24 protein-coding genes and 1 pseudogene are annotated in these 25,704 nt (G+C 69.1%); 18 read left to right on the plus strand and 7 right to left on the minus strand.

Annotated elements, in window-relative coordinates:
• Positions 1-228: 228 nt before the first annotated feature.
• The 7 genes from TU34_RS01135 (at position 229) to TU34_RS01165 (ending at position 8,022) form a co-directional block, all read left to right on the plus strand.
• Positions 229-942, plus strand: a complete 714-nt coding sequence (locus tag TU34_RS01135; RefSeq protein ID WP_045821015.1) for a response regulator transcription factor — start codon at positions 229-231, stop codon at positions 940-942.
• Positions 939-2,603, plus strand: a complete 1,665-nt coding sequence (locus TU34_RS01140) for a sensor histidine kinase (protein WP_150116324.1) — start codon at positions 939-941, stop codon at positions 2,601-2,603. The genes TU34_RS01135 and TU34_RS01140 overlap by 4 nt, the downstream gene beginning before the upstream one ends.
• Positions 2,604-2,751: 148 nt before the next feature.
• The gene (egtA, locus tag TU34_RS01145) at positions 2,752-4,017 is read left to right on the plus strand and encodes an ergothioneine biosynthesis glutamate--cysteine ligase EgtA (RefSeq protein WP_045821016.1); all 1,266 of its coding nucleotides are present in this window, start codon (positions 2,752-2,754) and stop codon (positions 4,015-4,017) included.
• A complete protein-coding gene (gene egtB / locus TU34_RS01150; RefSeq protein ID WP_045821017.1) occupies positions 4,014-5,360 on the plus strand; it encodes an ergothioneine biosynthesis protein EgtB in 1,347 nt (448 codons plus the stop codon). Before egtA ends, egtB begins: the two co-directional genes overlap by 4 nt.
• A gap of 3 nt (positions 5,361-5,363) precedes the next feature.
• Positions 5,364-6,140: an ergothioneine biosynthesis protein EgtC gene (egtC, locus tag TU34_RS01155; RefSeq protein ID WP_045821018.1), complete on the plus strand. Its 777-nt coding sequence runs from the start codon at positions 5,364-5,366 to the stop codon at positions 6,138-6,140.
• A gap of 56 nt (positions 6,141-6,196) precedes the next feature.
• Entirely contained in the window at positions 6,197-7,180 is a 984-nt protein-coding gene (gene egtD / locus TU34_RS01160; RefSeq protein ID WP_045821019.1) for an L-histidine N(alpha)-methyltransferase, read from the plus strand.
• A 50-nt stretch (positions 7,181-7,230) separates the two neighbouring features.
• A complete protein-coding gene (locus TU34_RS01165; RefSeq protein WP_203225390.1) occupies positions 7,231-8,022 on the plus strand; it encodes a crotonase/enoyl-CoA hydratase family protein in 792 nt (263 codons plus the stop codon).
• On the opposite strand, the gene TU34_RS01170 is transcribed toward TU34_RS01165, so the two are convergent.
• Positions 8,023-8,604, minus strand: coding sequence for a TetR/AcrR family transcriptional regulator (locus TU34_RS01170; RefSeq protein ID WP_045821021.1), 582 nt, complete (start codon positions 8,602-8,604; stop codon positions 8,023-8,025).
• Positions 8,605-8,858: 254 nt separating this feature from the next.
• Here TU34_RS01170 and TU34_RS01175 point away from each other — a divergent pair, with 254 nt between their 5' ends.
• Positions 8,859-10,136, plus strand: a complete 1,278-nt coding sequence (locus tag TU34_RS01175; protein ID WP_045821022.1) for a cytochrome P450 — start codon at positions 8,859-8,861, stop codon at positions 10,134-10,136.
• The gene (locus tag TU34_RS24060) at positions 10,133-10,288 is read left to right on the plus strand and encodes a hypothetical protein (RefSeq protein ID WP_203225391.1); all 156 of its coding nucleotides are present in this window, start codon (positions 10,133-10,135) and stop codon (positions 10,286-10,288) included. Before TU34_RS01175 ends, TU34_RS24060 begins: the two co-directional genes overlap by 4 nt.
• A gap of 712 nt (positions 10,289-11,000) precedes the next feature.
• On the opposite strand, the gene TU34_RS01180 is transcribed toward TU34_RS24060, so the two are convergent.
• From TU34_RS01180 to TU34_RS01190, 3 genes are read right to left on the minus strand one after another with little or no spacing between them, the layout of a single operon-like run.
• Positions 11,001-11,624, minus strand: a complete 624-nt coding sequence (locus TU34_RS01180; RefSeq protein WP_420835146.1) for a lipocalin family protein — start codon at positions 11,622-11,624, stop codon at positions 11,001-11,003.
• A gap of 12 nt (positions 11,625-11,636) precedes the next feature.
• Complete coding sequence (locus TU34_RS01185; RefSeq protein WP_045821023.1) at positions 11,637-13,028, minus strand: NADP-dependent succinic semialdehyde dehydrogenase; 1,392 nt, start codon at positions 13,026-13,028, stop codon at positions 11,637-11,639.
• Entirely contained in the window at positions 13,028-13,216 is a 189-nt protein-coding gene (locus TU34_RS01190) for a hypothetical protein (RefSeq protein ID WP_045821024.1), read from the minus strand. The genes TU34_RS01185 and TU34_RS01190 overlap by 1 nt, the downstream gene beginning before the upstream one ends.
• A gap of 247 nt (positions 13,217-13,463) precedes the next feature.
• Between TU34_RS01190 and TU34_RS01195 the strand changes: the two genes are divergently transcribed.
• Entirely contained in the window at positions 13,464-14,426 is a 963-nt protein-coding gene (locus tag TU34_RS01195; RefSeq protein ID WP_045821025.1) for an AurF N-oxygenase family protein, read from the plus strand.
• Here the strand turns inward: TU34_RS01195 and TU34_RS01200 are convergent.
• Positions 14,412-16,178, minus strand: coding sequence for a DUF7800 domain-containing protein (locus TU34_RS01200; protein ID WP_045821026.1), 1,767 nt, complete (start codon positions 16,176-16,178; stop codon positions 14,412-14,414). The two genes, TU34_RS01195 and TU34_RS01200, sit on opposite strands and share 15 nt — an antisense overlap.
• Before the next feature lie 81 nt (positions 16,179-16,259).
• On the minus strand, positions 16,260-16,643 hold the full coding sequence (locus TU34_RS01205; RefSeq protein WP_045821027.1) for a DUF4873 domain-containing protein: 384 nt from the start codon (positions 16,641-16,643) through the stop codon (positions 16,260-16,262).
• A 134-nt stretch (positions 16,644-16,777) separates the two neighbouring features.
• On the opposite strand from TU34_RS01205, the gene TU34_RS01210 reads away from it, so the two are divergent.
• From TU34_RS01210 to nadB, 5 genes are all read left to right on the plus strand, one after another.
• Positions 16,778-17,785, plus strand: coding sequence for a diiron oxygenase (locus TU34_RS01210; RefSeq protein ID WP_052688578.1), 1,008 nt, complete (start codon positions 16,778-16,780; stop codon positions 17,783-17,785).
• Between the two features lie 112 nt (positions 17,786-17,897).
• Positions 17,898-18,884 carry an AurF N-oxygenase family protein gene (locus TU34_RS01215; protein WP_065973449.1) on the plus strand — a complete coding sequence of 329 codons (987 nt, stop codon included), beginning with the start codon at positions 17,898-17,900 and terminating at the stop codon, positions 18,882-18,884.
• 108 nt (positions 18,885-18,992) lie between these two features.
• Positions 18,993-19,826 carry an SDR family NAD(P)-dependent oxidoreductase gene (locus TU34_RS01220; RefSeq protein WP_045821029.1) on the plus strand — a complete coding sequence of 278 codons (834 nt, stop codon included), beginning with the start codon at positions 18,993-18,995 and terminating at the stop codon, positions 19,824-19,826.
• Positions 19,823-20,902, plus strand: coding sequence for a ferredoxin--NADP reductase (locus tag TU34_RS01225; protein ID WP_045821030.1), 1,080 nt, complete (start codon positions 19,823-19,825; stop codon positions 20,900-20,902). The genes TU34_RS01220 and TU34_RS01225 overlap by 4 nt, the downstream gene beginning before the upstream one ends.
• An 88-nt stretch (positions 20,903-20,990) precedes the next feature.
• Positions 20,991-22,637 carry an L-aspartate oxidase gene (gene nadB / locus TU34_RS01230; protein ID WP_065973450.1) on the plus strand — a complete coding sequence of 549 codons (1,647 nt, stop codon included), beginning with the start codon at positions 20,991-20,993 and terminating at the stop codon, positions 22,635-22,637.
• Between the two features lie 29 nt (positions 22,638-22,666).
• Here nadB and TU34_RS01235 read toward each other — a convergent pair whose 3' ends face one another.
• Positions 22,667-23,527, minus strand: coding sequence for an alpha/beta fold hydrolase (locus TU34_RS01235; RefSeq protein WP_150116325.1), 861 nt, complete (start codon positions 23,525-23,527; stop codon positions 22,667-22,669).
• Positions 23,528-23,774: 247 nt separating this feature from the next.
• On the opposite strand from TU34_RS01235, the gene TU34_RS01240 reads away from it, so the two are divergent.
• The 3 genes and pseudogenes from TU34_RS01240 to TU34_RS01245 all read left to right on the plus strand — a co-directional run.
• Positions 23,775-24,917, plus strand: coding sequence for an acyl-CoA dehydrogenase family protein (locus TU34_RS01240; RefSeq protein WP_045821032.1), 1,143 nt, complete (start codon positions 23,775-23,777; stop codon positions 24,915-24,917).
• Positions 24,918-25,020: 103 nt separating this feature from the next.
• On the plus strand, positions 25,021-25,176 hold the full coding sequence (locus tag TU34_RS23810; protein ID WP_160298492.1) for a hypothetical protein: 156 nt from the start codon (positions 25,021-25,023) through the stop codon (positions 25,174-25,176).
• Between the two features lie 160 nt (positions 25,177-25,336).
• Positions 25,337-25,704: pseudogene (locus tag TU34_RS01245) on the plus strand (hypothetical protein); the annotation flags it as partial.

Genomic DNA, 25,704 nt, shown 5'->3' on the forward strand with positions numbered 1-25,704 from the left:
GGGTCCACCGGGGTGGCGGGGCGGTCGATGCGTCCGGTCGGGGTGTCGTCGCCGGGCTTGTCCGGAGTCTTGTCAGCCATCGCTGGTCCTCGTCTCGTGTCTCGTGGGAGTCGAGCGGTGAGCCCGACATCAACGACGGTGACGGCCGCAGCTGAAGCCATCCTGAATCGAGCGACCCCACAGCGGGTCTTCAGCGTCACTTCAGGCAGTCGTGAGCACAGTGGTGTCATGGCAGACCACAATGGGCCGGTGACCCAGGGCGACTTCAGCACCGCGCAACGCGTCGTGGTCGTCGAGGACTCCGACGCGATCCGCGAACCGGTGGTGGAGGCCTTCGTCGACGCGGGGTACGCCGCCACCGGCGTCGCCGACGGCGGCGACCTCGAACAACTCATCGCCGCGCGCCGTCCCGATCTGGTGATCCTCGACGTGATGCTGCCCGGCGGGCGCGACGGCTTCGACCTCATCGACATCGTCCGTGAGCGTTCGGATGCGGGCATCATCATGGTGACCGCCCGCGACCACATCGACGACCGGCTCCACGGGTTGCGCAGCGGGGCCGACGATTACGTGATCAAACCGTTCCTGCTCGACGAGCTGCTCGCCCGGGCCGACGCGGTGCTCCGCCGACGCGGCCGGACCGAGGCCGCGGTGTCGGTGGGTGATCTGCTGGTCGACCCGACCGCGGGCACCATCACCCGCGGTGGCGCGGTCCTCGATGTGACGGCGACCGAACTGCGGCTCGCCGAGTTCCTCGTCACCCAACGCGGGCGCACGGTCACCAAACCGCAGATCCTGCAGGCGGTGTGGGGATACGACGCCTACGACGTGAACCTGGTGGAGGTCCACATCAGCGCGTTGCGCCGCAAGATGGAGGCGCACGGACCGCGCATGATCCACACGGTCCGAGGGCTCGGTTACGTCCTCCGGGTCGCCTCGTGACCGCGACCTCCCCGAGCGCCTGGTTGCGTCGCATCGGTGGGCGGCGACACCCCGTGGACCCCGACGGCATCCCGACCACCCCGACACCCTCGTTGCGTCGCCGGGTGCTGGTGCTCGTGGTGCTGTTGTTCGCCGTGCTGCTCACCCTCGTCGGGGTCGCGATCGACATCGCGTTGGGTCATCAACTGCGCAGCGATCTCTCGGCCCGTCTCACCGACCGCGCCGACCGGTCCACCACGCTGGTGTCCGAGGGCTACTCCCCGCAGCAACTCGCGAACGCGTTGCAGGGCGACGCGATCCGGGTGCGCGTCACCACCTCCGACGGTGAGGTCTACGGCGGTCCCGGGCCGTTCCCCGACGCCGGTGCCGGTGACGTCCCGGTCCCGCCGTCGGGTCGACCGGGTCCGGGTGGTCGCGGAGACCCCGGCGGACGGGATGCCGTCGACCCGAGTGACGGTCCTCCGGCGCCGGGGGTGGGCCCCGATCGAGGCCCGCCGCGACCCCCTGCCGATTCGCTGGTGGTGACCCGGAGGTTGCCGGGCGGCACCACCGTCACCCTCCTCGGCGACACCACGTCGATCGCCGAGGTCCGGACGCAACTGCGGTGGTTGATGCTCGGCGCGGGCGCGGCGACGCTCGTGGTGGCCGCTGCACTGATGCTCCTCGTCGTCCGGCGTGCGCTGCGGCCGCTCGATGCGATGGTCGCCGTCGCGCGCGGCATCACCTCCGGCGACCGCGGTCGACGCCTCCGCCCCCGCGCCCCCGACACCGAGCTCGGACGCGCGGCGGGGTCGGTCGACGAGATGCTCGACGCCCTCGAGGCGGCCGAGACCGCACAGCGGGCCGCCGCCGACACCGCGCGCCGGGCCGAGGCCGACACCAAGCGGTTCCTCGCCGACGCGGCGCACGAACTGCGCACCCCGATCGCCGGGTTGTCGGCGGTGGCCGAGTCCCTGCGCCGCGACGGGACCGACCGCCCCGATCGCATCCCGCGGTGGACCGAGTTGTTGGTGCGGGAGTCGCAGCACGCGTCGCGACTCGTCGCCGACCTCCTCGACATGGCGCGCATCGACAGCGATCCGCAGCTCACCCTCGCCGACACCGACCTCGTGGAGGTGGTCGCCGACGTCATCGACCGGTGGCGTCTGCTCGGCGGTCCGGTGACCATCCGCCGCACCGGTGCCGCGGCCGTGCCGATCCGTGTCGACGCGGGGCGGATCGGGCAGGTGGTGTCGAACCTCGTGGACAACGCGGTGCGCGCGGCCACCGACACCGCGCGTGCCCTGGTCACCGTCGACGTGTCGGTCGACGGCTCGACGGCACGGATCACCGTGACCGACAGCGGTCCCGGGGTGCCCCCGGACGCACGGGAGCGGATCTTCGACCGGCTCGTCCAACTCGATTCCGCGCGCGACTCGACGGGCGCGGGACTCGGCCTCCCGATCGCCCGGGCGCTGGCCCGCGCGCACGGCGGCGACGTCACCCATGCGATCGCGGGCCAGGAACCGATCACGGGCGAGTCGTCGCAATCGTCCGATTCGGCGGGGGGCGGGGGTGGGCCCGGTGTCGGCGGCGCCACCTTCGTCGTGACGCTCCCCCTCGCCACGGACGCTCCGCGGTCCGTTGCGGAGGGGGATGTACGTCGGACGGAAAATCCGTAGCATCGGTGTGCAGCACTCCTCGCCGCCCGATCCCCGCCCCTGAACAGCACGGGATCCGGCGCCACCGATACCGAGCAGCCGAGTATCGCGACGATCCGAGAGGTGGCGCCGGCCCGAAGGCCGGTCGCCCTGACACGAGAGTTCGGACATGACAACCACCTCCGGCGAGATCACCTCTCGCCCGGCTGCCGCCGCACACCTGACCCGGGTGTGCTTCAAGCTGGGGCCACCGCGACTCGTCGGCGCCGAACTGGAATGGTTCACCCGCGTCGCCGAGGAGAGCCCGCTCGGTCCCGTCTCCGACGCACGACCGGCTCTCACCGCCGAGGCCGCCCGACCCGAGCTGCGTGACCTCGCCGCAGCGCTCGGTCAGCACGCCCCCCGCTCCATCGCACCTGATTCCCCCGAACTGCCCCTGGGCTCCGGAAGTGTCGTCTCCGTCGAGCCCGGCGGCCAGATCGAACTCTCCAGCGTTCCCCTCGCCGACACCGGCGCGCTACGTCGTGCCCTCGCGGCCGACGAGGCGCGGCTGCGCGCATTGCTCGCCGCCCGCGGCATCGCGGTGGTCGCCGGAGCGGCCGACGGGTTCCGCCCACCGCGGCGTCTGCTGACCACCGAGCGGTACCGCGCGATGGAGGAGAGCTTCGGCCGCAGCGGCCGCTTCGGCGCCCTGATGATGTGCAACACCGCCGCGGTCCAGGTCGCGCTCGACGCCGGAGTCGACGCCGACCACGCGGTCACCCGATGGACGCTGCTGCACACCATCGGGCCGGCCCTCATGTCGGCGTTCGCGAACTCCCCGGATCTGCACGGTGTCGACGGGTCGCCGTGGGCGTCGCAGCGGATGCGGACGTGGCTCGAGACCGACCGCACTCGGATCCCCCCGCCGGCGCAGACCATCGACGACTACACCGACTGGGTGCTCGCGGTCCCGCTGCTGTGCGTACGCACCGCGGCGGGCACCCTGTGGACACCGCCCGCGGGTGCGACGTTCGCCGACTGGATGGACGGGCACCTCGATGCCGCCGTCGGCCGCCGTCCCGACGCCGGCGACCTCGCGTACCACGTCAGCACCGTCTTCCCCATGGTCCGGCCGCAGGGATACCTCGAGGTGCGCTACCTCGACGGTCAGCCCGCCGGCATGTGGTCGGTACCGATCGCCGCGGTCACCGCGCTGCTGTCGACCGACGAGGTCGGGGCCGCGGCCGCCGCCATCGCCGAACCCACCGCCGATGCCTGGCTCCGCGCCGCGCAGTGCGGTCTGCGCGACGCCGAGCTCCGTTCGGCGGCAAGCCATCTGCTGTCGCTGGCCGCCGAGGCCACGCCCGCAGGAACCGACCACGACGACCTCGCCGCCGCCGCAGCGCGCTGCGCCCGCGGCCACACCCCCGCCCAGGAGGCGATTCCGGCATGACTGCTTTCCATCCCGCTGTGGACACCCCGTACGGCGAGACCCCCGCGGCGACCCGTGCACGCCTCGCCGAGGTGCTGGGTCGGGCGCGCAGGCGTACCGCCGTTCTCACCGACGCGGTCACCGACGCCGATCTGCGGGCGCAGCACTCGCCTCTCATGAGTCCTCTCGTGTGGGACCTCGCCCACATCGGCAACCAGGAGGAACTCTGGTTGATCCGCGAGGTCGGTCGCCGCGAGCCGCTGCGCCCCGACCTCGACGACCTCTACGACGCCTTCCGTCATTCGCGCTCGTCGCGTCCGGGGTTGCCGATCCTCGACCCGACCCAGGCGCGTGCCTACGCCGCTGCGGTCCGCGACCACGCGATGAGCGTCCTCGACACGACACCCCTGACCGGCGATCCGCTCGTCGACCGGGGATTCGTGTTCGCGATGATCGCCCAGCACGAGCAGCAGCACGACGAGACGATGCTCGCCACCCACCAGTTGCGTTCCGGCGAGCCGGTTCTCACCGCACCCCACCCACCGCGCGCCGGCCGGGTGGTCGCCGATCACGTCATCGTCCCCGGCGGACCGTTCGTGATGGGCACCGACACCGACCCGTGGGCTCTCGACAACGAGAAGCCCGCGCACACGGTCATGGTCCCGACCTTCGCGATCGACCGATACCCCGTGACCAACGGGCGCTACGCGGAGTTCATCGACGACGGCGGGTACACCCGGCGCGAGCTGTGGTCGGATCGCGGGTGGGCGCATCGCTCCGAGGCGGGCCTCGTGGCCCCGCAGTTCTGGGACCGCGACGCCGACGGGTCATGGTGGCGCACTGCTTTCGGCGTGCGGGCACCGATCCGCGAGAACCAACCCGTTGTGCACGTCTGTTATTTCGAGGCCGAGGCGTTCGCGCGCTGGGCCGGGATGCGCCTGCCGACCGAGGCCGAATGGGAGAAGGCCGCGCGTTTCGACCCGGCCACCGGGGGATCGGTCGCCGGCCCCCGATACCCGTGGGGCGACGCCGATCCCACGGCCGATCACGCCAACCTCGCGCAGCGACACCTCGAGCCCGCCGACATCGGTGCGTACCCCGCGGGCGCCTCGGCGCTGGGGGTGGAGCAGATGGTGGGCGACGTGTGGGAGTGGACCTCCAGCGGCTTCACCGCCTACCCGGAGTTCGCGATGTTCCCCTACCCCGAGTATTCCGAGGTGTTCTTCGGCGGGGACTACAACATGTTGCGCGGCGGGTCGTTCGGCACCGATCCGGTCGCGGTGCGCTCGACGTTCCGCAACTGGGACCACCCCATCCGGCGGCAGATCTTCTCGGGTTTCCGACTCGCGCGAGACGTCGACTGACACATGTGTCGACACCTCGGTTACCTGGGGCCCGCCGCGGCCGTGGGTGACGTCCTCCACCACGGGCGACACTCGCTGATCGTCCAGTCCTGGGCACCGAACGACATGCGCTGCGGCGCCGTCGCCAACGCCGACGGGTTCGGTGCCGCCTGGTGGCCCGAGTCCGGCTCGGCCGGCGACCCGTCGGAACCCGTTGCCGCGACGTCGTATCGGTCGGCCGCCCCGATCTGGACCGACCGCACCGTCGACGACGTCCTGACCCACACCCGCTCGACCGCGGTGCTCGCCGCGGTCCGATCGGCCACGGTGGGGATGCCCGTCGTCGCGACCGCCTCGGCCCCGTTCGTCGACGGCCGCTGGGCCTTCAGTCACAACGGTGTCGTCGCCGGATGGCCGCACAGCCTCGCCGGCCTCGCTGCCGAGGTGCCCGTCGAGGACCTGCTGCGGCTGCCCGCCGCCACCGACTCCGCCGGGTTGTGGATGGTCGTCCGCCACCTCCTGCGCGACCACGACCCCGTCGAGGTGCTGCGCCGCGTCGTGACCGCGCTCGACGAGTCCGGGCCCGGCTCGCGCCTGAACCTCCTGCTCGGCGATGGGACCACGTTGTGGGGCACCGCCGTCCACCACTCGCTGTCGACGTCTGTCACCGACGACGACGTGTGGGTGGCCTCGGAACCCCTCGACTCGGACCCACACGATGGGGACCGCACCTGGGAGCCCGTGCCCGACCGATCGCTGATCGTCGCGACCGCGGGATCGGTGACGACGCACCCCCTGTGAAGAACCGTTCGATTCCTTCGACCTGCTCCACCCTGAGCCCCCTGAGGAGGCAACCCGTGTCCCATCCCGTCTCGACCGAGGCACTCGAGATCCACATCAACCCCGACGAGGTCGACGAGGCCCTCGTCACCGATGTGCGTGCCGGTCTCACGGCATCGCCGAAACACCTGCCGCCCAAGTGGTTCTACGATCAGCGGGGCAGTGAGCTGTTCGAGGTCATCACCACGCTCGACGAGTACTACCCGACCCGTACCGAGAAGGCGATCCTCGCCGCCCACGCCGACGACATCGCCGCCGCGACCGGCATGACCACGCTCGTCGAGCTCGGCTCGGGGTCGTCGGAGAAGACGCGCCTGCTCCTCGACGCCGGGATCCGCGCCGGGACGTTGACCACCTATGTGCCGCAGGATGTCTCGGTCACCGCGTTGCAGGGTGCGGTCGACGAGCTGGCGGTGGAGTACCCCGATCTGCGCGTCGCCGGCATCGTCAGCGACTTCATCGACACCGCCGCGTCCATCCCCGACCACGCCAACCGGACCGTCGCGTTCCTGGGTGGGACGCTGGGCAATCTCGTGCCCGCCGACCGGGCGGCCTTCCTCGCCGGTGTCGCCGCCGCTCTGCGTCCCGGTGAGCACCTCATCATCGGCGTGGGCCTCGTGGTCGACGAGTCGATCGTGGTGCCCGCCTACGACGACGCGCGTGGTGTGACCGCCGACTTCAACCGCAACGTGCTCGCGGTCATCAACCGCCGCCTCGGTGGCGACTTCGATCTCGACGGCTTCGACCACGTGGCGCTGTTCGACACCGACAACGAGTGGGTCGAGATGCGGTTGCGGGCGCGACGGGCCATGACCGTCCACGTGCGCGACCTCGATCTCGAGGTCGAGTTCGCCGAGGGCGAGCAGATGCGCACCGAGATCTCCGCCAAGTTCCGGCGCTCGGGGATCACCGAGGAGCTCACCGCCGCCGGTTTCGGGGTCGAGCAGATCTGGAGCGACCCCGACGACCGGTTCGCCGTGGTGCTCGCCGAGAAGCACTGAGTCGGTCGGTCCGAACCATTTATGGTGAGAACCATAGTATGGTTCGGACCATGACCACGGACCCCTCTCTCGCGACCCTCACCCTCGAGCGCGACGGCCACCTCCTGCTGATCGGGCTCAACCGACCCGAGAAGCGCAACTCCTTCAATCGGGATCTGCTGGCCGATCTGGCCCGCGCCTACGCGATCGTCGAGGACGACCCGGATGTGTGGTGTGGCGTCCTCTTCGCCCACGGCGCCGACTTCACCACCGGGCTCGATCTCGCCGACGTCGGTGCGGCCGTTCTGGCCGGCGAGGTACTGGTGCCCGAGGGCTCGCGCGACCCGTGGCGCCTCGACGGGCCGTGGACCACACCCGTCGTCGCCGCGGCGCAGGGCTGGGTGATGACGCTGGGGATCGAACTGCTGCTCGCGGCCGACATCCGTGTCGCGGACACCACCGCGCGCTTCACGCAGCTCGAGGTCCAGCGCGGCATCTACCCGTTCGGGGGCGCGACACTGCGTTTCACCCGCGAGGCGGGGTGGGGCAACGCGATGCGGTGGATGCTCACCGGCGACGAGTTCGACGCCGACGAGGCGTTCCGGATCGGCCTCATCCAGGAGATCGCCCCGCAGGGGACCGCCCGTGAGGCCGCTGTGCGCATCGCGCGGTCCATCGTCGACAAGGCCGCCCCACTGGGCGTCCGGGCCACCCTGGCCTCAGCGCAGTCGGCGCTTCCCGACACCACCGCGACCGTCGAGAAGCTGCAACCGACCGTCGCGGGACTGTTCACCACCGCCGACGGCGCCGAGGGCGTGACCTCGTTCGTCGAGCGTCGCGCGGCGAGGTTCACCGGGGCCTGATCAGGCCTTCTGCTCCCCGTCCTGCGCGTCCCCGTCCCCGCCGACGACCTCGCGGCCGATCATGTGCAGCAGTTCGTCGATGCGGTCGCGGATCGGATCGGTGGTGATGTCGGTGGCGAGCACGCTGGCGAACATGGCGGTTCCCGCGGCGATGATGATCATGGCCAGGGCGTCGGTCTCGGCCTGATCGCGCCGCGCCGGCGCGCCCTGGACGGCGTACCGCTCGGCCGCGGGACCGGCCAACCCGCTCCACAGCTGATTGCGGAGACCGGGGTCCTGTTCGAACGTGCTGAGCAGACCGGGCAGGGCCGAGCGCAGATCGGGGTGACCGAAGATCTGACGGCTCTGTCGGATGAGGTCGTCGATCCATCCGCCGGGTTGGTCGGTGCCGATGTCCTCCAGCACGATCCGGTCGTTGAGGACCGCGTGCAACACCAGTTCCGCCTTCGTCTCCCAGCGGCGGTTGATGGTCGCCCGGGCCACGCCCGACCTCGCCGCGACCGCGCGCACACTCAGGTCGTTCCAGCCGACCTCGACAAGCAGATCGCGGACCACCGGCAGCACGCGGGCGTCGATCGTCATGTCCCTCGGCCGGCCGCCACGCGGTGTCGGTGCCGCGGGCGCGCCGCCCCGACGAGCCGGTTCACCGGCCGATCCGAGAGCGGTCGAAGTATTCGACGTGACCACGCACACACCTTCCTGATCCAGTGGTATCGTATCCATTGGTATCGGTACCACTGGCCTCGATACTACGCATACCCGTCTCGCCGACGGGCCGACCTCACCGCTGCCGTGATCCGACGAGATCGGCGGCGGGACGTACCACCAGGAGACGAATGACCTCCCTCGATCGTATTGCCGGCGCCGCGACCGATCCCGCCGCCTGCCCGTTCATGCATGACGGGTTCGACTTCACCGACCCCGATCTGCTCGAGAAGGGCCTCCCGATCCACGAGTTCGCCCAGCTGCGCAAGACCGCGCCGGTGTGGTGGAACGCCCAGAAGCCGGGCAAGGGCGGTGGCTTCACCGACGGCGGGTACTGGGTGGTCAGCAAGCACGAGCACGTGCGTGACATCTCGAAGAACGACGCCCTGTGGTCGACCAACGACAACGGCGTCATCATGCGGTTCGAGGACACGATGCCTCCCGAGGCCCTCGAGATCACCAAGGCGCTGCTCATCAACCACGACCCGCCGGAGCACACGCGCCTGCGCAAGCTGGTGTCGCGGCTGTTCACCCCCCGCGCCGTGCACGGCCTGGAGGAGAAGCTGGCCGCCGCGGCCGAGACCATCGTGAAGGACGCCGCCGCGAACGGTCGGGGCGACTTCGTGCACCAGGTCGCCGTCGAGCTGCCGCTGCAGGCCATCGCCGATCTGCTCGGCGTCCCGCAGGAGGACCGGCACAAGCTCTTCGAGTGGTCGAACTCGATGATGAACGCCGACGACCCCGAGTTCACCGTCGATCCGACCACCGCGTCGGCAGAGGTGCTCGGATACGCCTACCAGATGGCCGAGGCGCGCAAGACCTGCCCGGCCGAGGACATCGTGACCGAGCTTGTCAACGCGGACTTCGACGGAGAAGCGTTGTCGGAGATCGAGTTCGGATACTTCTTCATCCTGCTGTCGGTGGCCGGCAACGAGACCACCCGCAACGCGATCACCCACGGCATGAACGCGTTCCTCGACCACCCCGATCAGTGGGAGCTCTACAAGCGCGAGCGCCCCACGACCGCGGCCGACGAGATCGTCCGGTGGGCCACTCCGGTCAACTCGTTCCAGCGCACGGCGCGTGAGGATCTCGTGCTCGACGGTGTGCAGATCAAGAAGGGCGACCGCGTCGGCATGTTCTACGGCTCAGCCAACTACGACGAGGACGTGTTCACCGATCCGTTCACGTTCGACATCCTGCGAGATCCCAACCCGCACGTCGGTTTCGGTGGCCACGGCACGCACTACTGCATCGGTGCGAACCTGGCGCGCATGGAGATCAACCTGATCTTCAACGCCATCGCCGACCACATGCCCGACATCACCAAGCTGGCCGAGCCCGAACGACTGCGGTCGGGGTGGCTCAACGGCGTGAAGCGCCTCTCGGTCGACTACGGGACCTCATGACGATCCTGGGACTCATCCTGATCGTCATCGGTCTGATCATCCCGATCCAGTGGATGTGGATCGTCGGCATCGTGCTGGCGGTCATCGGTGTCGCACTGGCCTTCTCGGGCAGCCACGGTCGCGTGGTCGCCGGCCGGTCGCACTACTTCTGAACCGCTGCTGACAACTGCCCCCAGCCGGGTGTCCGAGGGACCATTCCCCTCGAGACACGCCCTGGGGGCAGTTTTCTGCGCTCGGTGACGTCAACGCCACGGCATCCGCCGGTTCCACCATGGTCTCGATCGGTACGAGGGGATCTCCGTGGTGACCGCGCGGTATCGCTCGTCCAGTCGGTCCACCTCCACGGCGAGTCGGTGGGCGCGACGGCCGCCGTTCGCGATGAGCCCTTGTAGGCGAGCGCGCGAGTCGCCGAGCAGCTCGCCGTCGCACGCGGGGCACCCGGTCTCCCCTGCCCAACGACGCTGTGCCGCAACGGGCGAATCGCTGCCGCGACAGATTCGGTGCTCGGTGCTCTCGACATGGTCGCGCCATAGCGCCAGCAGCGCGAGGGCGCCGACGTCGGTACGAGGCCTGCGCGGCCGATGGCGGTTCACCCGCGTCGGGGCGCTCCGAAGGATGGAGTGTTCATGTGTCATCCCTGCGCACTGGGGGACCGATCGGGCGAAGCTGTCGGGCGCAAGGTCACCGAGGAGCAGCCAACTACGTGTCCGCAGCGGCGTCAAGGCGCGCTGCTGAGATCGTCCCCCTGAGCGGGTGCCGAGGGCATATCGCCGTCGGAGGGTCGTCACGGGGACGATCTCGGCCACCCACGACGCACAGAGCCCCGCCGGGCGGACCCGGCGGGGCTCTGTGGTGGAACGGGTGTCAGCGAACGAGCGCGAGGGGTGTCACGTTCGGGTACGCACCGTCGATGGGCGTGGTGATGAACAGGTTCAGGTTGTAACCGCGCGAGACGATCACGTTCTTGATCTGCCGCCACTGTGCACTCGACACCTGCTTGTCGCGCTTGAGCACGAAGCCCGAGAGACGTTCGGGGCTACCGACCAGGGCCCAGGAGTAGTCGGGCGCGATGTAGGTGACGATGTAGTTCGTCGGGCCCGACTTCGAGCTCTGGAACGGCACACCCGGGAAGCTGACGTGCAGCTGCGCTTTCGTCCTCTGGTCGTTGACACGGGCGTTGCCGGTGATGCCGCTGCGCTGACCGGTGAACTTGGTGCAGGTGTTCTCGACCTTGATGTTGTTCGGGTCGATCAGGGTGTAGCGGGCCTGGGTGTTGCGCAGGCAGTCGATGTTGAACGGCTGCGGGATCGCCGCGACCTGATTCCACACACCGAGATAGCGATCGACGTCGAGCTTCGCGATCGGGCCGAGCGGTGCCGCACTGGCACTCGCCGTGCCGGCGACGAGACCGAGCGCGGCCATCACCGCGACGATCATCGACATCACGACCGGGCGCCGACGCCCCCTGTTGACCTGCACCGTGCTCACGCTCTCTCCTTCTTATTCGTTCTTCCCCGTGGGGCCGACCCAGACGGTCTTGACGTTACAGAACTCGCGGATGCCGAACGTGGCCAGCTCGCGCCCGTGACCACTGTTCTTGATGCCCCCGAACGAGATCTCCGGGTACGACGTGGTCATGCCGTTGACGAACACCTGGCCGGCCTCCAGTTCGTCGATGCAGCGCTCGATCTCGGCGTCGTCGGTGGTCCACACGTTCGACCCCAGACCGAAGTCGGTGTCGTTGGCGATCCGCAGGGCGTCGTCGATGTCGGTGGCGCGGTACAGCGATGCCACCGGCCCGAAGACCTCTTCGCCGTATATGTCCATCTCCGTGGTGATCTCGGAGATGACTGTCGGCGGGTAGAACCAGCCCGGACCGTCGGGCACGGTGCCGCCGGTGAGCACCTTCGCGCCCTTCGCGACGGCGTCGTCGACGAGATCGGTGACGTCGGTACGGCCCTGCTCGGTGGCGAGGGGTCCGATGTCGGTGTCGTCGGCGGTCGGGTCGCCGACCTTCTGTGCGGCCATCTCGGCGACGAAGAGTTCGGCGAACTCGTCGTAGACGTCGGTGTGGACGATGAACCGTTTGGCCGCGATGCACGACTGCCCGTTGTTCTGGCAACGCGCGGTGGTCGCGGTCTTCGCCGCGGCGGCGAGATCGGCCGACGGCAACACCACGAACGGGTCGGATCCGCCGAGTTCGAGCACGACCTTCTTCAGCTGGGCGCCCGCGGTCTCACCGACCGCGCGGCCTGCTCCCTCGCTGCCGGTGAGTGTCGCCGCGGCGACCCGGGGGTCCTTGAGGATGTCCTCGATCTGCCCCGACGAGATGAGCAGTGTCTGGAACACGCCCTCGGGCAGACCCGCCCGCCGGAACAGCTCCTCGAGGTAGAGCGCGGTCTGCGGCACGTTCGACGCGTGCTTGAGCAGTCCGACGTTGCCGGCCATGAGGCCGGGACCGGCGAAGCGGATGACCTGCCACAGAGGGAAGTTCCACGGCATGACCGCGAGGATCACGCCCAGCGGTTGGAAACGGTGCAGCGCCCGCGAGGCGTTGACGGCGTCCGCGTCGGCGATGTCGTCGGCCAACATCGCCGGCGCGGCGTCGGCGTAGTACCGCAGCCCCTTGGCGCACTTGCCGATCTCGGCCTTGGCCGCGGCGATGGTCTTGCCCATCTCCGCGGTCATGGTGGCGGCCAACGTGTCGGTGTCGGCGTCGAGGATGTCGGCGGCCCGACGCAGTCCCGCGGCCCGCTCGTCGAAACCGGTGTGGCGGTACTCCCGTGCGACCCGCGCGGCGGTGGCGAGCTTTTCCTCGACCTCGGAGTCCGACAGCGCGTCGAACTCCCGGATCGTCTCCCCGGTTGCCGGGTTGGTCGATGCGATCGCCATCAGTTCGAGGTGCCCTCGGAGTCGTCGACGAAGGCCCATTCGCCGTCGTGGTCGACCTCGAGGCGCCACCCGAGTTCGGTGTTGTCCTCCTGGCTCTCCTTGAACCACGAATACGCGTCGTCGGCGCTGTCGATGTCCTTGGTCGCGACGACGTCGCCGGTGGGGTTGATCACTCGATAGCTGGCCATGGGTGCCTCCTGTGGATCGGACGCCGAACCGTGATCTCGAGTCGGTGATGGTGATGGTGATGCGTGAGGTACTCGATCCACCCTACGGACCGCCGGTGACGTGCTGAAGTCCACCGTCGGCACCGGTTCGTCGGAGTTCGTCCAGAGCGGCGTTGTGACCCTTGACACGCGAACGACAGCGGCGCAGGGTTGGCGCTCAACTGATGTTGAGAGGCGTCGTGGGCCGGCGTCGGGGAGGGGGTCGACCGTGAGCGTCGACTTCGACACCGCTCGTCACCGAGTCGGGTCGGCGGGTACGGGTGACCCGCGCACCACCGCGGAACGGTTGCTGCGCTCGACCGCCGACAACGCCCTCGACGGCGAGCTCGACATCGACTGGGACGCTCCCCTCGACCCCACCAAGGCGTGGCTCACCGAGCGCCGCGGAACGCTGTTCGGCACGAAGATGTGGGACGCGCTGACCCCCGAACAGCAGCTGACGCTGGGGCGTGCCGAGGCGGTCGCGGTCCTGAGCTACGGCATCGTCGCCGAGATGGGACTGTGCAACAACCTGCTGCGCAGGGTCTTTCACGTCGAGGACTTCACCGAACCGCAGGTGCTCTACTCGCTGACCGAGGTCGCCGAGGAGACGCGGCACTCGACGATGTTCGGGCGACTGATCAACAAGGCAGACATGCCGGCCTGGCCCGCGCCCGCACCGCTGAACTGGGCGCTGCGCCTGATGGGTTTCGTGCCCCACGGGCCGCTCATCTTCGCGATCACCCTCATCGTCGAGGAGATGCTCGACGCGGTGCAGCGCGAGGCCACCCGCGACGAGAACGTGCAACCCCACGTCCGGCAGATGATGCGCATCCACATCCTCGAGGAGGCGCGCCACATCACCTATGCGCGTACCGAACTCGTGCAAGCGATCGAGAACTGCGGGCCGATCTCGCTCGCGATCAACCGGGTGCTGATCGGGCTGCTGGTGTTGATCGTGATGCCGACACTGATCGATCCCCGCGCCTACATCTCGGTCGGCATCTCACCCACCCGCGGCTGGCTGGTCGCGCAGCGGTCGCCGCACTACCGCGCGAACGCGACGTTCGCCTGTGGACCGATGCTGAGATTCTTCGGCGAGGCCGGTCTCATCCGAGGCCGCGTCACCACGCTGCTGTACCGGGCGTCGCGGTCACTTCCCGAGGGTCTGTTGGCGTCATTGCGCCGCTGAGCTCGGCGGGCCGGCGGTGAGATCGGCGACATGGGTCTGCGACAACCGTTGTGCGCCATCGTCGTCGACGAAGGCGTGCTCGACGCGGACGCTGATCCGCTCGCCGCTGACCGTCAGCGACATCACGCCGTTGTCGAACCAGGGACCGGCCGTGGCCTTCCACGACATCGGTGACGGACCCGCCCCGGCGCGCTTGGCGAGTGCCCGCATGAGCTTCACCATCGGTGCCTTCACCGCGATCCGGTTGACCGCGCGCACGGGACGCTCCAACGGGTTCCGGAACGGCGACATCGTCAGCTGGCACAGCGTGGTGTCGGGTGTGGCGCGGCCGACCAACTCCGCCTCGGCGACGTAGGAGCAGTGCACGTCGCCCGAGAGCCACACCACCGAGGCCGGTGGTGTGGCGCGGGAGGTGAGGTCGCCGACGAGGTCGGCCATTGCGTCGAAGGAGTTGTCGAACGCCGCCCAGTGTTCGAGATCGAGTTCCAGGCGCAGTTTCTCGCCGAGCTTCGCCGCCCGCGGACCCCAGGCACCCTGGGCGACGGCCTCGTTCCACTGCTCGAGGTGATGCAGCGCAGGCAGCATCAGATAGGGCAGCGACGTGCCGAACACGATGTGGCGCGCGTCGGTCTCGGTGGCGACCGTCCGCAGCCACTGCCACTCGGTGTCGTCGAGCATCGTGCGACGCTCCGGATCGAGATCGCGGGAGCACCGCGAGTCGATCACGATCAGGCGTGTGGTTCCCAGATCACGAACGAAACTCCATCGGGCGGAGTCGGGTTCGGCGTCGGCGCGCAGCGCGAAGTCGGCGAGGATCTGCTCACGTTCGGTGTCGGTGGCCGCCCCGCGCACCGCGGCGTAGACGGGGTCGGCGGCGAGTGACTCCGGCGAGAGGTTGCCCAGGTGCTGGTAGATCCAGTACGAGGTGAAGGCTCCGACGACCCGACGCGGCCACCAGGGCGCGGCGGTGACGGCGCGCCGCCAGTCCATCGATGAGTTCCAGTCGTCGCGCAGGTCGTGGTCGTCGAGGATCATGCAGCTGGGAACGGCCGCCATCAGTGCGCGCACCTCGGGCGTCCCCCACGACTCGGCGTAGAGCCAGGTGTACTCCTCGAGGTCGCAGATCTCGTCGGCCACCTCGTCGTCCAGCGCGCCCCGACCCGGGACCGCACCACCCTGCCCGCCGGTCTGCGCGCGATGCCGGTGCAGGCGCGCGAGGATCTCCGGTGACGGGTCGTCGGCGTACACCTGGTCGCCGAGCAGCATCAACAGATCGGGGCGGCGTTGTGGTGCTTCGGTGTTCACCCGGTGCGCGAGACCGACGAGCGCGTCCGCGCCGATCCGTCCGAGTGATTCCTCGTCGTAGGTGTCACCGCGACGGCAGGAGCCGAACGCGATCGTGACGTCGGCCCCGACGGCCGCGGTGCGCAGTCGGCACTGCTCCCCGTCGGGCGGCCACACCGCGTCGGAACCGGTGTCGTCGCCGAGGACGACCGAGTAGTCGAGCTGTGTGTCCGCAGGCAGGCCCTCGAGCACCACGATCGCGTAGTGGTGTCCACCGACGCCCCAGGTGTCGGTCTGCGCGGAGACGCCGACGGAGGTGTCGATGCGCACCGCGGTGGCCCGGTCGGTCTCGACCCAGATGGTCGCGCGCGACTCGTCGACGAACCGGAGGAGGGGTCCCAGCACCAGTGCGGGGGCACCACGGTCGGTGCGGTCGTGGCGGCTGGGATCGGTGTGCGCGAGCGTCATCACCCCACGTTTCCATCGAATCGGGCATTGCGCACACACCTCGCGCACATCGGCTCACCGAGGGGTGTCGTGCGGAGGGGGTCAGGCGGTCGCGGCGTCCGGATCGTCGGCGTCGATGTCGATGTCGATGTCGATGTCGGTGGCGACCGCGAACGGCGGGGTGCTCTTGCCGTTGATCCGGAAGCGGTCCCAGAAATCGGGATCGCCCAGGTAGGCCTCCTGCGCGCTGTGCGGCGTCTTCACGATGACGCGGATCCGCTTGGCGTCGCCGACGGCGGCGGTGAGGCGCTCGTTCTTGCCCACCCGACCGATCCACCGGTAGATGCCGTCGATCGGTTCTCGGTACCCCTTCATCTCGACCGTCACGGGGATCTCGACCCCCTTGATCACGATGGCCGCGTCGCCGCGATAGTCGGAATCGTCGTGCGGCGAGCGCGGCGTGGCACGTCCCAGATCCTCGGTCATGGCACTGTCCCCTCTCCCGAGTGTGGTGATGTGTCTTACACTTCGGCCCGCATGTGTCTTGAATTACATATGAGGCCCGGATTACGTAGGATTCGGGGTCATATCGTGCACCAGATCCGCGAATGGGGAATGTGATGACTTCGAACATCGGAATCGACCGGGTCGGCGCGGCCGACGCGGCCCCCGATACCGATCGCCGGCCCCGTCGTCGTTCCATCGCCGACCGGGAACGTGCGGCGCAGCGGTTCCTCATCGCCACCGTCGACCAGCGTTTCGACGCCGATCTCGACATCGACTGGTCGGCGGCCCCGTCGGAGACGGCCGCCTGGCTGCCCGAGCACCTCGTGTCGGTGTCGGGGACGCGGCTGTGGGAACGCATGCCCGCCCCGAAGCGGGCCGAGCTCGCCCGCCGTGAACTGGTGAACCTCCTGACGCTGTGCGTGTTCGCGAACACCTCGCAGTCGATGCTCGAGTTCCGTCGCATCGGCGAGGACCAGACCCTCGCCGACGACACCGCACGCTGGGGTTTCGCCACCATCAACATCCGGACCACGAACACCGCGATGTTCGGACGTCTCATCACGGTGACGGGCCTGCTCCCGCACCCGCACCCGAGGCTGGCCTGGCTCCTCGAGCGCTACACGCTGCTGATCCCGGCGGGGGCGATGACCGCGTCGATCTACCTGATGGCCGAGTCGTGCACCCGTGCACTGGTCACCACCCTCGCCGCCGACCGGTCGGTGCAACCGCACGTGCGGCAGGTCGCTGCGCTGCACGAACGGTCGATCCGTCGCCTCAGCGAGTTCGCCCGCCTCGACTTCGAGGCGTCGATGGATCGCAAGGGACCGCTGCGCACCTTCTTCTACTCGGTGGTGTCGGGTCTCGTGCTCCGCATGGTGGCCCGCACGCTCATCGCGCCCGAGGCCTATCGCGAGACCGGCCTGATGGTGCGTCGCAGCCAGTGGGCCGCGCGTCGCAGCAACCGGCGCGGTGCACGCCTGGACCTGTTTTTCGCCGATTACCTGGACCTGGCGAGGGCGCACGGCCTGTTCGGTGACGCTCTCAGCCGTCGGCTCGTGCGGATCGTCCCCGCCGCGTCGCGGCGCCCGGAGAGCGTCTTACCGGGGTCGGTGGATCGCTGATGGACGTCTTGACACCCTCTGTCAGCCCAGTACCGTTATCTCAACAATTGTCATGCCCACGCCCTGCGTGCGGCGTTCGAGCTCGTCAAACCCTGTGTGAGAGGAACTCATCGTGACCGTCGACGACTACGCGCCCGCCACCACGCCCGCAGGGCCCACTCCGTCGGAGATCGACGAGCGCATGGCCATCGCCGAGCGTCTGCTGCGGTCGACCGCGGATCGTGTCTATGACGGTGAGCTCGACATCGACTGGGACGCCGACATCGACCCCGAGAAGGCCTGGTCGACCGAGAAGCGCGGCACGCTCGTCGGCACCGAGGTCTACGAGGGGCTCGACGACGCGCAGAAACTGACGTTGAGCCGCGCCGAGGCCGTCGCGATCCTCACCTACGGCATCAACGCCGAGGTCGGCCTGTGCACCAACCTGCTCCGCGGGGTCTTCACCAACGACAACCTCGCCGACGAGCACACCCTGTACTCGCTCACCGAGATCGCCGAGGAGACCCGGCACTCGACCATGTTCGGTCGCCTGATCAACAAGACCGAGATGGAGCCGTACCGCCGCCCGAAGCTGCTGTCGATGCCGCTGCGACTCATCGGCTTCATCCCCCACGGCCCGCTCGTCTACGCCGGCACCCTCCTCGTCGAGGAGGTGCTCGACCGTGTGCAGCGTGAGTCGATGGCCGACGAGACCATCCAGCCGCACGTGCGCCAGCTGATGAAGATCCACGTGCTCGAGGAGGCGCGGCACATCACCTTCGCCCGCAACGAGCTCATCCAGGCGACCGAGAAGTGCGGACCGATCGCGCTCGCGGTCAACCGTGTGCTGATCGCGCTGCTGACCCTGTTGGTGATGCCGACCCTGGTCGACTCACAGGCCTACCGGTCGGTGGGCATCGGTCAGCTCGCCGGCTGGAAGGCCGCGCAGCGGTCGCCGCGCTACCGCGAGAACGCCACGTTCATGTGTGGACCCATGCTGACGTTCTTCTACGAGGCCGGTCTCATCAAGGGACGTCTGACCACGAAGATCTACAAGATGTCGCGGTCGCTGCCCGACGAGGTGCTCGCCGAGCTCGAAGGCCGTCGCCGCCGTCGCTGATCGACCCGTTCGCCGACACATCCGTGCGGGTCGACCCGTTCGGGCATCTGGCTCTGCCGTCCGGCGGAGTGGTACGAGAGCTGCTCTACGAGAAAGCATGACACTGCGTTGAAGACACTTGCGGGCAAGACCGTCGTCGTGACCGGAGCGGGATCGGGGATCGGCCGCAGCCTGGCCGTCCAACTCGCGGGCAAGGGTGCGCGCCTGGCCCTGTCCGACGTCAACCTCGACGCGGTGTCGGAGACGGTCGCGTTGTGTGAGAAGGCTGGCGCCGAGGCGGCCCCGTTCGCCCTCGACGTCGCCGACCGCGAGGCTTTCCTCGCCCACGCCGGGGACGTCCGCAGCCGTTTCGGTGGGGCGAACGTCATCATCAACAACGCCGGGGTCTCGCTCAGCGCCTCCATCGTCGACATGACGTGGGACGACTTCGACTGGATCATGGGCATCGACTTCTGGGGTGTCGCGCACGGCACGAAGGCCTTCCTGCCCGACCTCATCGCTTCCGGTGACGGCCATGTGGTGAACGTGTCGTCGGTGTTCGGGCTCATGTCGATCCCGGCCCAGAGTGCCTACAACGCAGCGAAGTTCGCCGTCCGCGGGTTCACCGGGTCGCTGCGGCAGGAGATGATCAGCGCCGGCCACAACGTGGGTGTCACGTGTGTGCACCCGGGCGGCATCAAGACCGGCATCGTCCGCAACGGCCGACAGAGCGGCGAGTTCGCCCAGGACCTGAAGGTCAAGGACGACAACTTCCAGAAGATCGCCTTCACCCGCCCCGAGACCGCGGCGAAGAAGATCATCAAGGGTATCGAGAAGAACAAGCCGAAGGTGCTCATCGGGCCCGACGCCCGCCTGTTCGACGCCCTCCCGCGACTGCTCGGCGGCCGCTACCAGGACGTGATGGCCCGACCGATGGCCGCAGGCCAGCGCATCGGCCAGTGAGCCCGTCCGACACTCCGGAGCAGGCGGCGGCGAGCCGGCTCGAGAGCCGCGCCCATGAACTCGAGGTCGTCGACGTCATCCGCGAGACGCCTGATTCGGTCTCCATCGTCTTCGAGGTCCCCGACCGCATCCTCAGCCGGTTCCGATACCACCCGGGGCAGTTCCTCACCCTGAAGATCCCCGGCGCCGACGGCTCGGGAACCGCTGTCGCGCGGTGCTATTCGATGTCGAGCTCACCGCATCTCGACGACGACCTGATCGTCACGGTCAAGCGCGTGAACGGCGGTGTCGCCTCGGGATGGCTGTGCGACAACGTGACCGTCGGTGAACGCATCACGGTGCTCAGCCCGTCGGGATCGTTCTACCCGCGCTCCTACGCCAACGACCTCCTGCTCGTCGGCGCGGGCAGCGGCATCACCCCGCTGATGTCGATCGCGAAGTCGACCCTCATCGGCGGACTGTCGTCGGTGCACCTCATCTACGCCAACCGCGACGCCGACTCCGCGATCTTCTCCGCCGAGATCGACGAGATGATCGCCGAGTTCCCCGACCGCTTCGCCGTGACGCACTGGCTCGAGAGCGAACGCGGTCTGCCCGACGCCGCGGCCATGGCCGACCTCATGCGCGACAAGGCCGATCGGGAGCTGTTCATCTGCGGGCCGCCGCCGTTCATGGCGGTGGTCGAGGAGACCGCCGAGCAGATCGGTATCCCGGCTGCGCTCACCCACACCGAGCGGTACATCTCCCTGTCGGGCGATCCGTTCAGCGACATCGAGGTGTCGGTCTCCAGTGGCGACGACGACGCGTCGGTCGCGGTGACGCTGGCCGGGACGTCGATCGACCTCGCCTGGCCGCGGTCGGCGACACTGCTCGACGTGCTGCTCGCCGCCGGACACGACGCCCCGTTCTCGTGCCGCGAGGGGGAGTGCAGCTCGTGCGCCTGTCGCGTGGTCAGCGGCGAGGTGCACATGCGCAAGAACGACACCCTCGTCGACTCCGACCTCGCGATGGGGCTGACCCTGGCGTGCCAGGCGGTGCCCGTGTCCGACGAGGTCACCGTCACCTTCGACACCTGAGTCACCCGGATCGCCGCACACAGGCGTAGCGTGGACCCTGTTTTCGACTGACAGTCGAAAACCGGATTCGATGCAGCCTGGAGGCGACATGGCACACGACGGGAATCGCGCCGACCTCGTGGTCGTCGGCGCCGGCGTCGCGGGTCTCACCGCGGCGATCCACGCCGCCGAACTCGGGTTGTCGGTGATCGTCGCGACCAAGGGATCCCGGCGGACCCCCGGATCGGACACCTCCACGCGCTACGCACAGGGCGGAATCGCCGTCGTCGACCCGACCGATCCCGACGACTCGGTCGATGCGCACCTCGCCGACACCCTGGCCGCGGGCGCCGGACACACCGACCCCCTCGCCGCCCGGTCGATCCTCGCCGACGGACCCGATGCCGTTGCGGCGTTGATCGCCTGGGGCGCGCGGTTCGACGCCCACCTCGACGGAACACTGCTGCGGACCCGCGAGGGTGGACACTCCGTGCGGCGGATCATCCATGCCGGTGGCGACGCCACTGGGGCCGAGGTGGAGCGCGCGCTGTGGGAGGCGCTTCGTCCGCACATGGTGACCGGGCGCGTGGGTGTCCGCGCCGAGACCATGGTCATCGCCGTCGCCACCGATGCCGAGGGACGCGCGTTCGGTGTGACCGCACGCGACGGGACGGGACGCGCGGTGACCATCCATGCGCCGAGCGTGCTGCTCGCCACCGGCGGCATCGGCCAGATCTATGCGGCCACCACCAATCCCGAGGGATCGATGGGCGACGGGGTCGCGCTCGCGCTGCGTGCCGGTGCCGCGGTCACCGACCTCGAGTTCGTGCAGTTCCACCCCACGATGCTCCACACCGCCGGTGCGCGGGGTCGGCGCACGCTCATCAGTGAGGCCGTGCGCGGCGAGGGGGCGCGTCTCGTCGACGCGGCCGGTGTCTCGATCACCGCGGGCGTCCATCCGCTCGGCGATCTCGCCCCGCGTGACGTCGTCGCGCACGCCGTGCACTCGGCGATGATGGCCTCGGGCCGGTCGTGCATGTACCTCGATGCCCGCGACGTACCCGATGTTGCACAACGGTTCCCGACGGTCACCGCCGGTGTGCGCGCCATCGGCCTCGATCCCCGCACCGACCTCATCCCGATCGTCCCCGGGGCGCACTACCTCTGCGGTGGCGTGGTCACCGGCGAGCGCGGCGACACCACCGTCGACGGATTGTTCGCCGCGGGGGAGGTCGCACGCACCGGATTGCACGGCGCGAACCGTCTCGCCTCGAACAGTCTGCTGGAGGGTCTGGTGATGGGACGGCGGGTCGCGCAGGCGGCGGCCGATCGTGCCGGTGTGCCGACGGCCCCGGTCGGCTGTTCTCCGAGGTTCGATGTCGAGATGCTCACCCGCGCAGCACGATGCGACCGCACGGTGTTGCAGGACGCGATGTCGGCCGGAGCCGGCGTCACCCGGGACGCCGCGGGTCTGGCCGCGGTGGCGGATCTGGTCGCGGGCGCCCCGGTGCGGCCGCTGCGATCGTTCGCCGATGTCGCCGACGCCGCGGCCACGATGGTCGCCGGCGCGGTGGTGGCGGCCGCGCTGCACCGCGATGAGTCCCGTGGATGTCATCGGCGCGCCGACCGTCCGCTGACCGATCCGGTGTCACGTCTCGACTGGGCGCGCATCGGCGATCCGGACGCGGTGGCGCCCGGGATCGATGGGATGCACTGGGTCGCAGCGACGCCGACCGAGAGCCCGGTCGTCGCCTGACTCGTCCCCCAAGATCCGCGCCGCAGTCGTCAGTCGCGCAGATCGCCCACGAAGTCGACGACCGCGGCGGTGAACGCGTCGTTGTCGTCGCCGGCCGCGGTGTGCCCGGCGTCGCGGAGTTCGGCGACCCGGGCGTGGGGCACCCGCTCGCAGAAGGCCTTCAGCACGTCTTCGGGCACCACGTCGGAGAGCTTGCCGCGTACCACCATGATCGGGATGTCGAGTCCTGCCGCGGCGTCGTCGAGGTAGTCGGTGGGGATGCGGTCGAGGGTCTTCTGGTCGATCACCCGCGGGTCCCAGTGCCAGTACCAGCGGCCGTCGGACCGCTGTCGCAGGTTGCGGGTGAGACCCGCTGTGCTGCGCGGCCTCTCGCGATGCGGCAGATATCCGGCGACGGCGTCGGCGGCCTGCTCGAGGGAGTCGAAGCCCTCCATGCCGCTGCGCATGAAGTGTCGGATGCGGGCGCTGCCGGCGCGGTCGTAGCGCGGCACCACGTCGACGAGAACGAGGGCGGAGACGGCCTCGGGACCGAAGCGGTCGGCCACGGTGATGCCGGTGAGACCGCCGACGCTGGCGCCGATCAGGGTCACCGGTCCACCGATCTCGGTGATGACGGTGTGGACGTCGTCGGCGAACATCTCGATGCTGTAGAAGCCGTCGGGCGACCACCCGCTGTCGCCGTGTCCGCGACAGTCGAGGGTGACCACTTCCATGCCCGCGGCGGCGAGGTGTTCGCCCGTCGCCTTCCAGGACCACCGGGTCTGTCCGCCGCCGTGCAGCATCACCGCGGTGCCCCAGGCGGGTCCCGACGGTTCCCACCGCGTACCGCACAGGCGCACACCGTCGGGTGCGGTGAATTGGACGGTTTCCGATGTCGCGGTCGCGCTCACCGCCACCCCCTCAGGTGCTGTGTGGATCCTCGCCGACGCCCCGTGACGTGGCATCGGATCGTCACGCTATTGCACGGTCGGACCACGGCGAAACAGGTGGCGGAGCAGGCGGTCGGGGGCCCCGCGAATCACCCGGCCGAAAACTGAAACGATTGTCAGCAACTGTGTCATCGGCGTACCGTGGGGTCGACAGAGCGAGCGCTCGGTGAAGCGGTCTCGCGGCGAACGATGTAAAGGTGATCCCACGATGAAGCGTCTTATCTTCGAGTCCGAACACGACCAGCTGCGCGCGTCGGCGAAGGCTTTCGTCGAGCGTGAGATCGCCCCGTACGCCGATCAGTGGGAGCGCGACGGGATCATCGACCGCGAGGTGTTCAAGAAGGCCGGCGAGTCCGGACTGGTGGGCTTCTACATGCCCGAGGAGTACGGCGGCTCCGACATCGACGACTTCCGGTTCAACGCCGTCGTCATCGAGGAGATGGCGAAGTTCGGCTCGCGCGCTCCGGCGTTCACGCTGCAGAACGACGTGATCGGCCCCTACTTCAAGAAGCTGTGCACCGACGAGCAGAAGCAGCGCTGGATCCCGGGGTTTGCCTCGGGCGAGATCATCGGCGCCATCGCGATGACCGAGCCGGGTGCGGGCAGCGACCTCGCCGGTATCAAGACCTCCGCGGTCCTCGACGGCGACCACTGGGTCCTCAACGGCGCCAAGACCTTCATCTCGTGCGGTATCAACGCCGACCTCGTCATCGTGGTCACCCGCACCGATCCCGAGGCGGGGCACAAGGGATTCACCCTGCTGGCCGTGGAGCGCGGCATGGAGGGCTTCGAGCGCGGTCGCAACCTCGACAAGATGGGCCAGCACGCCCAGGACACCGCCGAGCTGAGCTTCACGAACGTGCGGGTTCCGGTCGCCAACGTGGTCGGCGAGGTGAACAAGGGCTTCTATCACCTGATGCACAACCTGCCCTCGGAGCGACTGGCCATCGGCGTCGGCGCGGTCGCCGGTGCCCGCAAGGCGTTCGAGGACACGCTGACCTACGTTGCCGAGCGCAAGGCGTTCGGTCAGTCGATCGGGTCGTTCCAGGCCAACCGACACAAGATCGCCGAGATCGCCACCGAGCTCGACATCGCCCAGGCGTTCGTCGACCGCTGCATCCAGGGCGCGGTCGACGACGAGCTCACCGCCGTCGACGCCTCGAAGGCGAAGTGGTGGTGCACCGAGCTCGCCAAGCGCATCGTCGACACCTGCCTGCAGCTGCACGGCGGTTACGGCTACATGGCCGAGTACTCGATCTCGCGGATGTACACCGACGTGCGGATCGAGACGATCTACGGCGGCACCACCGAGATCATGAAGGACATCATCGGTCGCGATCTGGGCTTCTGACGGACGCGGATGACCGTCGAGATGTGATCGAACATCTATCTCCGCGACAGCGTTCTCTCAGGATCGATCCTCACGATCGAGGTCGACGAGAGAGGACGACCCGATGGACATCACCCTCATCGCGGCGATCGGCACCACCGTCGCCGCGGGTTGGTCGGTGATCGCCCTCGGTGTCGGTGTGGTGATCGGTCGCGGCATCCGGATGGCCGAGCGCGCCGAACACCCGGAACGCGCCGACAGACTTCAGCCGATCGATTGAACTTTCGGCGAGCTGCCGGAGGAATCGGACACCGACGGTCCCGTCTGTGGTCTGTTCGCACTAGTCTGTCCGGCAGGGGGCCGTGGTTTCGCCCTGATCCCGGTCCTGTCACGGCCCGGGGCAGACGAGCCGTGGGTACGTGGGTCTGGGGGTATCGACAATGCACGACGGATGTTGGTCGACGGTGATCTGTACCGGCGCGGAGAGGTCCGCGCTGGGTGACACCACCGACACGGGTTGGGTGCTGGGCTGCCGTCTGAGCATCGGGCACCGCGGCGACCACGCGACCGATGCGGAGGTCGTCCCGCGCTTCGGCCGCCGGCTCTGGCTCGAGTGGAACGACCGCGACCAGCACGCGCAGTCGCTCATCGACCGCAACCCGTGTACGTCGCCCGGTCGGTGCATGTTGTTCGAGGGCCACGGCGGCGACCACTGGTTCGCCCCGGCCAACGGCCACGCCCCGTCGGTCGGCGGAGGACGTCGCCACGTCGGCGGCCCGACCACCCACAGGGCTCTTATACACATCTC

This window comes from Williamsia herbipolensis (assembly GCF_000964005.1).
Classification (GTDB): Bacteria; Actinomycetota; Actinomycetes; order Mycobacteriales; family Mycobacteriaceae; genus Williamsia_A; species Williamsia_A herbipolensis.

Bases quoted from the DNA above. Each gene is read 5' to 3' on its own strand.
- egtB (WP_045821017.1), top strand. From the start codon at position 4,014: ATGACTGCTTTCCATCCCGCTGTGGACACCCCGTACGGCGAGACCCCC.
- TU34_RS01185 (WP_045821023.1), bottom strand. From the start codon at position 13,028: ATGGCGATCGCATCGACCAACCCGGCAACCGGGGAGACGATCCGGGAG.
- TU34_RS01175 (WP_045821022.1), top strand. From the start codon at position 8,859: ATGACCTCCCTCGATCGTATTGCCGGCGCCGCGACCGATCCCGCCGCC.
- TU34_RS01205 (WP_045821027.1), bottom strand. From the start codon at position 16,643: ATGACCGAGGATCTGGGACGTGCCACGCCGCGCTCGCCGCACGACGAT.
- TU34_RS01210 (WP_052688578.1), top strand. From the start codon at position 16,778: ATGACTTCGAACATCGGAATCGACCGGGTCGGCGCGGCCGACGCGGCC.
- TU34_RS01200 (WP_045821026.1), bottom strand. From the start codon at position 16,178: ATGACGCTCGCGCACACCGATCCCAGCCGCCACGACCGCACCGACCGT.
- egtA (WP_045821016.1), top strand. From the start codon at position 2,752: ATGACAACCACCTCCGGCGAGATCACCTCTCGCCCGGCTGCCGCCGCA.
- nadB (WP_065973450.1), top strand. From the start codon at position 20,991: ATGGCACACGACGGGAATCGCGCCGACCTCGTGGTCGTCGGCGCCGGC.
- TU34_RS01170 (WP_045821021.1), bottom strand. From the start codon at position 8,604: ATGACGATCGACGCCCGCGTGCTGCCGGTGGTCCGCGATCTGCTTGTC.
- TU34_RS24060 (WP_203225391.1), top strand. From the start codon at position 10,133: ATGACGATCCTGGGACTCATCCTGATCGTCATCGGTCTGATCATCCCG.
- TU34_RS23810 (WP_160298492.1), top strand. From the start codon at position 25,021: ATGGACATCACCCTCATCGCGGCGATCGGCACCACCGTCGCCGCGGGT.
- TU34_RS01135 (WP_045821015.1), top strand. From the start codon at position 229: ATGGCAGACCACAATGGGCCGGTGACCCAGGGCGACTTCAGCACCGCG.
- TU34_RS01165 (WP_203225390.1), top strand. From the start codon at position 7,231: ATGACCACGGACCCCTCTCTCGCGACCCTCACCCTCGAGCGCGACGGC.
- TU34_RS01240 (WP_045821032.1), top strand. From the start codon at position 23,775: ATGAAGCGTCTTATCTTCGAGTCCGAACACGACCAGCTGCGCGCGTCG.
- TU34_RS01190 (WP_045821024.1), bottom strand. From the start codon at position 13,216: ATGGCCAGCTATCGAGTGATCAACCCCACCGGCGACGTCGTCGCGACC.
- egtC (WP_045821018.1), top strand. From the start codon at position 5,364: ATGTGTCGACACCTCGGTTACCTGGGGCCCGCCGCGGCCGTGGGTGAC.